The following is a 6,143-nucleotide window of genomic DNA, read 5'->3' as shown; positions in this document are numbered from 1 at the left end:
GTGCCGACGATTATTAAGTAGCAGGGAACTGGGAACAGAACAGGGGAACTAGGGACTGAGGGCATTCGGAACGGGAGTTGTGTTGAAGACGGTTGAGGAAATCAAGGCGGCGATTGAAGCGGCGGTTTCGGGAGCTTCGGTGAAGATTATTCCGAATCCGAGCCCGAGCGCGCAACAGTCTCTGCTGATCGACGCCCAGCATGCGACGGCGGTCGCCGCGTTTCTTCGTGATGACGAGGAACTGGCATTTGATTTCCTTTCGAATGTGACCGGAGTGGACTGGCTGGACAAGGAGATCGCCGAGAAAGTTAAAGTAACGCGGCAGGTCGCAAAGCCAGTGGAAGGCGGAGAGCCGGGCCAGGTCCTGATGGTGGATGAGACGGTTGAAGAAACCCGGAAGCATGTGCAGCCGGGATATCTGGAAGCCGTATATCACCTCTTTTCGGTTGCGAAGAAGCATGGGCCCGTCGTGCTGAGGATGCGGACGGCGAATCGGACGGGCAAGGCAGAGCTTCCATCGCTGACGCCGGTGTGGCGCTCGGCGGAGTTTCAGGAGCGCGAGGTTTTCGATCTGTTCGGGATTGTGTTTACGGGACATCCGGACCTGCGGCGAATTTTGATGTGGGATGAGTTCAAGGATTTTCCGATGCGCCGGGATTATGTGGAACCGGATGATTTCGAGTACGAGCCAACTCCGCATGATGAGGTGCTGAAACGCGCGCAGGCACACAAGGCGCAGGTTGCGGCTGAGGAGGTGAAGGAATGAACTCCTCTTCGACCCCTCTCGACAACGTGACGGTGCGACTGGCGCGATCGGAAAAGCTTGATGGGTGGAACCGGCCGCCGGTGATTGAGACAGATGGCGAGGGCGAGTTGCTGGAACTTGCCATGGGACCGCATCATCCTTCGACGCATGGTGTCTTCAGGATGGACCTGGCGCTGGATGGCGAACGCGTCGTCAGATTGAAGCCGGTCTTTGGATATCTCCATCGCAATCACGAAAAACTGGGCGAAGGCCAGAGCTACCTGGCGTCGATGCCGTACACAGACCGGCTGGACTACATCTGCTCGCTGACGAATAACTGGGCATATGCCCTGGCGGTGGAGAAGCTGGTGGGGCAGGAAGTTCCGGAGCGCGCGGAGTATCTGCGGGTAATCCTTGCAGAGTTAACTCGCGTTCAGAATCATGCTTCGACGATTGGGTTTCTGCTGCAGGAGATGGGCGCCAGCGGCACTCCGCTGATGTATGCGTTTCGCGAGCGCGAACTGATCCTGGATTTGTTTGAGAGCCTGACCGGCTCGCGCATGATGTGCAACTACATGCGCTTTGGCGGATGCAGAGTAGATGCTTCCGAAGCCTGGCTGAACGGGGCGCGCAAGGTAGTGGCGGCGTTGCCTCAGTTCATCGACGAATTTGAAAACTTTCTGATGTCGAATGAGATCCTGATGGCGCGTTGCCAGGGAGTGGGCGTGCTGAAGCCCGAGTTGGCCGTGAATGCCGGGATCAGCGGACCGATGCTGCGCGCATCGGGCGTGAACTACGACATTCGCAAGGTAGACCACTACGGAATCTATGACCGCTTCAAGTTCCGCGTGCCGCTGGGCGATCATGGCGACATTTTCGACCGCTATATGATTCGCATGCTGGAGATGCGTGAATCCGTGTTGATTCTGGAGCAGGCCCTGAAGGAGTTGCCGGGTGGACCGGTCATGGATCCGAAGGCGAAGATTCGCAACTTCAGGCCCAAGGCGGGCGAGGCGTACGGGCGGATTGAAGCGCCGAAGGGCGAGCTGGGATTTTATTTGATCAGCGATGGAAGTCCGAATCCATATCGTTATCGTGTGCGGCCGCCTAGCTTGATCAACCTGACGGTACTGGAAGATATGTGCCTGGGGAGCAACGTGGCAGATGTGGTGCTGATTTTTGGAAGCGTGGATATTGTGCTTGGAGAAGTGGATCGGTGAGCAGAAATCGAAAGCTACTAGCTTCTAGCTCCTAGCTTCCAGCTTGTTCTTGCGACTATGAAAGGCATCGACTGTTGTTGGTTATTCTTTGGGCACAGAAAAGCTAGAGGCTAGAAGCTAACAGCTGATAGCTGGTTTCAGGAGTTGCAATTGCTCGGTGAAGGAATTCTGAAGGGACTGGCGGAGACGGCGCGAAATTTTGCCGGGAGCTTTGTCTCGAAAGAACGGATGACGACGGTGGAGTATCCGGAGGAGCGGCTGCCTTTGCCGGAGGCTTCGCGGAATTTTCCATTTCTGGTGTACGACGCCAGGAATCCCTCGGATCCTGACGACTGGGAGAAGGGCCTGAGATGCGTGGCCTGCCAGATCTGCGAAAAGGAATGTCCGCCGAAGTGTATCTATATAGAGAAGAGCAAGGACAAGAAGCCGGATTACGTAGGCAAACCACAGATTTATCCGGCGAAGTTCGATATCGATATTTCGGTGTGCATGAGCTGCCAGATATGTGTCGAGGTTTGTCCGTTTGAAGCGATCAAGATGAATACGGAGTTTGAACTGGCGACGGACGACCGGTTTGGCGGGCTGTTGCTGGACCGGCACCAGTTGGCGCGATCGAACGAGTACTACCACGAGATTCACCCGACGGAGGCCGCGGACGTGGACGCGCGGCTGGCCGGGGAGAAGGCCAAGGCGGAGGCGAAGGCCAAAGCTGCTGCAGATGTGGCCGCGGCAAAGGCTGCTGCGGCCCCGACGAATCCGCCGGCGGCTGGATCTGCGCCTGCCATGAAACCGCTCGCGAAGCCGACTGAAGGAGAGCCGAAAGCATGATCGACAGGCTCGACCAGATTTTTGTTTTGTTGAAGCACTGGATCGTTGGCTATCTGCCGGCTGGTTTGCAGACACCGGTCGGCGTGATCCTGAGCGTGGTTTGCATTATTGGTTTGTATCCGGCGCTGTTTGCCTTGACGACGGTGCTGGAGCGCAAAGGCGTGGGGCGAATCCAGAATCGGCTGGGACCGAATCGTGTGGGTCCCTTCGGAATTTTGCAGCCCATGGCTGACGGCATCAAGTCGCTGACCAAAGAGGACATTGTTCCAACGAGCGCGGATGCGGTGGTGCATTTTCTTGCGCCGGTGATTTTGGTTGTGACGGTGTTCATGGGATTCGCGGTAATGCCCATGGGACGCAACATGGTGCTGGTGGATATGGATGCCGGCCTGTTGTTTTATTTCGCCATGGGCGCGTCGTCGGAGCTTTCGGTTTTTATGGCGGGGTGGGGCAGCCGCAACAAGTATTCACTGCTGGGTGCGATGCGCGCTGTGGCGCAGATGATCAGCTACGAAGTAGCACTCCTGCTTTCGAGCGTGGTGATCGTGATGATGACCGGGTCGCTCTCGCTGGTGAAGATTGTGGAGGCACAGAATCACTACAGCTATGGACTGCCGCACTGGTTCATCTTTACGCCGTGGGGCTTCGCAGGGTTTTTGATGTACGCGATTGCGGGGACGGCAGAGACAAACCGCTCGCCTTTTGATTTGCCGGAGGGCGAGTCGGAACTGGTGGCGGGGTATCACACGGAATATTCGGGATTCAAGTTTGCGCTGTTCTTCCTTGGGGAGTATGTGGCGATGTTCTCGATCTCGGGATTGGGATCGACTCTGTTCCTGGGTGGATGGACGGCGCCGCTGGCGGCGCTGCAATGGGTTCCGTCGTGGATCTGGTTTTTCGGGAAGTTGTTTGTGTCGATGTGCGTGTTTATCTGGTTGCGCGGCACGCTGCCGAGGCTCAGGCAGGACCAGCTTATGAACTTTGCGTGGAAGTTTGTGCTTCCGATGTGCCTTCTGAATTTGTTTGTGGCTGGGCTTTGGCGGTTTCTGGGCGAAGGGTTGCTGCGCTGGATCGTTTGTTCGGGGATCCTGATTTTGGCGTATGCGGTAATGGGCAGTGCGGAGATGCGGAGAAAACACTTCGGGCCGAGGACGTATCGGTATGCGGAGTAAGGGTGGAATGGGGTTCGTGCTTTCCCACCCATGCGCGGAAAAGCCTGCGCATGGATGGGGCGCCCACATCCTTCCAGGTTTCAGACGCGAGACCCTTCGGCTTCGCTCAGGGCAGGCTCTGGGGCACCCGGATTATTGGAATGTGGTAGTGGTGAGATTGTGACGCGGTGGGCTTTATTGCTTTCCCACCCATGACGCGATGAAAACGCGTCATGGATGGGGCACCCAGCGGGAAAGGGGCGGCTGGCGGTGGGAATTGTTTTCTATCTGATATCGGCGCTGACCGTGGCCGGCGCGCTGGCAGCCGTGCTGCTGAAGAACCTGGTACATTGCGCCCTGGCGCTGACAATAGCGTTTCTGGGACTGGCGTTGCTGTTCCTGCGGCTTGATGCGCAGTTTGCGGGTTTCGCGCAGATTCTGGTTTACGTCGGGGCGGTGGCGATCCTGGTTGTATTTGCGATTTTGCTGACGCGCGGGTCCGAACTGCCGAAGGATGGCGTGTTCTCGAAGACGTGGGTCGTTGGGTTGGCGATTGCGGCTGCCCTGTTTGCCGTGCTGGGTTGGGCAGTGCTGCAGGCCGGGCCGTGGCTTCCGAATGAAACTGCGGCGCCGCAGGTGACGGTGAACCAGATCGGGCAGGCGTTGATGGGGCGGTATGTGTTGCCACTGGAGATTGTTGCGGTGCTGCTGACGGCGGCGCTGCTGGGCGCGGTGATTGTGGCCATGCACGAGAAAGAAGGGACGAAGTGATGGCGACGCCGCTGACGGGATATTTGCTGGTGGCTGCACTGATCTTCGCGATCGGGTTGGCGGGCGCTTTGACGCGGCGGAACGCGATCCTGGTGCTGATCGGGATAGAACTGATGCTGAACGCGGCGAATCTGAATTTGATTGCGTTCTGGCGGTATGGACCGCATCCCGAGGCGCTGACGGGAATGATGTTTGCGATTTTTTCGATTGCGGTGGCGGCGGCAGAGGCCGCGGTGGGATTGGGGTTAGTGATTTCGATCTATCGCCACGCGAAGACGACGGACCTGGACCAAATGAACAGGATGAAGGGGTGAGCCGGTGATGCAAGAAGGATTGGCGTTCACTCCTCAACTGGGGACGAGCGGAATTGCGCAGTGGCTGTGGCTGGTGCCGGTGTTACCAGTCCTGGCTGCGGGCGTGATTGCAATTCTGAAACAGCCGATGCGGAAGCTCGCGTCGGGACTGGCGATCGGGTCGCTTGGGATTTCGTTGTTGTTAGCGCTGTTTGCATTCGGGCATGTGCTGAGCGGATGGTCGCACGGATATGCCGTGCGCGAGGTGGTGAACTTCTCGTGGATTCAGGTAGGTGAGGCACCGGTTGACCTGGGGTGGGTGCTTGATCCGCTGGCGGCGGTGATGCTGGTGATGGTCACGTTTGTCGGGCTGCTGATCTTTATCTACTCCGTCGGATACATGGAGCACGATGAGAACTACACGCGGTTCTTCTGCTTCCTGAGCTTGTTTGCGGGGGCGATGCTGGGCGTGGTGATTGCGAACAGCATTTTGCTGCTGTTCATGTGCTGGGAGTTGGTGGGGCTCACGTCATACCTGCTGATCGGGTTCTGGTATCAGAAGCCTTCGGCGGCAGCGGCGGCGAAGAAGGCATTCCTGACGACACGCGTAGGCGATGTGTTTTTCCTGCTTGGGATTGTGTGGTTATTTGCGCAGACCGGCACTCTGCTGTTTTACGACCACGGCGCGGGATCGATGGAGCCTCTGGCACTGGGTGGACTGCTAGTGCATCACTCGGCCTGGGGACTGACGGCGGCGGGCGCGATAGGGCTGCTGATTTTCGCCGGAGCGGCGGGAAAAAGCGGACAGATTCCGCTGCATGTGTGGCTGCCGGATGCGATGGAAGGTCCGACGCCGGTGTCGGCGCTGATTCATGCGGCGACGATGGTTGCTGCGGGTGTTTATCTTGTGGCGCGCGTGTATCCGCTGATGAGTGCGGGTATGCCGGCGGGGGGAACAACTACAGCACTGACGGTGGTGACGTGGGTTGGTGCGTCTACTGCGGTGTTTGCAGCGCTGATTGCGGTGGCGCAGAACGACATCAAGCGGATTCTGGCTTATTCGACTGTGTCGCAGCTGGGATACATGATGGCGGGACTTGGCGTGGGCGGCGTGGCGGTGGGCATGTTCCACCTG

At 58.0% G+C, this 6,143-nt stretch carries 7 protein-coding genes; all 7 read left to right on the top strand.

The window, feature by feature from the left end:
- The first annotated feature begins 79 nt into the window (after nucleotides 1-79).
- Nucleotides 80-766 (top strand): NADH-quinone oxidoreductase subunit C, encoded by a 687-nt coding sequence (locus tag WA354_RS20010; RefSeq protein WP_472814785.1) that lies wholly within the window; start codon nucleotides 80-82, stop codon nucleotides 764-766.
- Nucleotides 763-1,965 carry an NADH-quinone oxidoreductase subunit D gene (locus tag WA354_RS20005; RefSeq protein ID WP_472814784.1) on the top strand — a complete coding sequence of 401 codons (1,203 nt, stop codon included), beginning with the start codon at nucleotides 763-765 and terminating at the stop codon, nucleotides 1,963-1,965. The genes WA354_RS20010 and WA354_RS20005 overlap by 4 nt, the downstream gene beginning before the upstream one ends.
- A 150-nt stretch (nucleotides 1,966-2,115) precedes the next feature.
- Nucleotides 2,116-2,793, top strand: coding sequence for a 4Fe-4S dicluster domain-containing protein (locus WA354_RS20000; RefSeq protein ID WP_472814783.1), 678 nt, complete (start codon nucleotides 2,116-2,118; stop codon nucleotides 2,791-2,793).
- On the top strand, nucleotides 2,790-3,965 hold the full coding sequence (nuoH, locus tag WA354_RS19995; protein ID WP_472814782.1) for an NADH-quinone oxidoreductase subunit NuoH: 1,176 nt from the start codon (nucleotides 2,790-2,792) through the stop codon (nucleotides 3,963-3,965). Before WA354_RS20000 ends, nuoH begins: the two co-directional genes overlap by 4 nt.
- A gap of 216 nt (nucleotides 3,966-4,181) precedes the next feature.
- Nucleotides 4,182-4,715 (top strand): NADH-quinone oxidoreductase subunit J family protein, encoded by a 534-nt coding sequence (locus tag WA354_RS19990; RefSeq protein WP_472814781.1) that lies wholly within the window; start codon nucleotides 4,182-4,184, stop codon nucleotides 4,713-4,715.
- Complete coding sequence (gene nuoK, locus WA354_RS19985) at nucleotides 4,715-5,029, top strand: NADH-quinone oxidoreductase subunit NuoK (RefSeq protein ID WP_472814780.1); 315 nt, start codon at nucleotides 4,715-4,717, stop codon at nucleotides 5,027-5,029. Before WA354_RS19990 ends, nuoK begins: the two co-directional genes overlap by 1 nt.
- A gap of 7 nt (nucleotides 5,030-5,036) precedes the next feature.
- Nucleotides 5,037-6,143: NADH-quinone oxidoreductase subunit 5 family protein (locus WA354_RS19980; RefSeq protein ID WP_472814779.1), on the top strand; the 1,107-nt coding region annotated here is incomplete at its 3' end.

Source organism: Occallatibacter sp., from assembly GCF_049802275.1.
Taxonomy (GTDB): Bacteria; Acidobacteriota; Terriglobia; order Terriglobales; family Acidobacteriaceae; genus Telmatobacter.
This window is presented reverse-complemented; position numbering and strand designations above follow the sequence as displayed.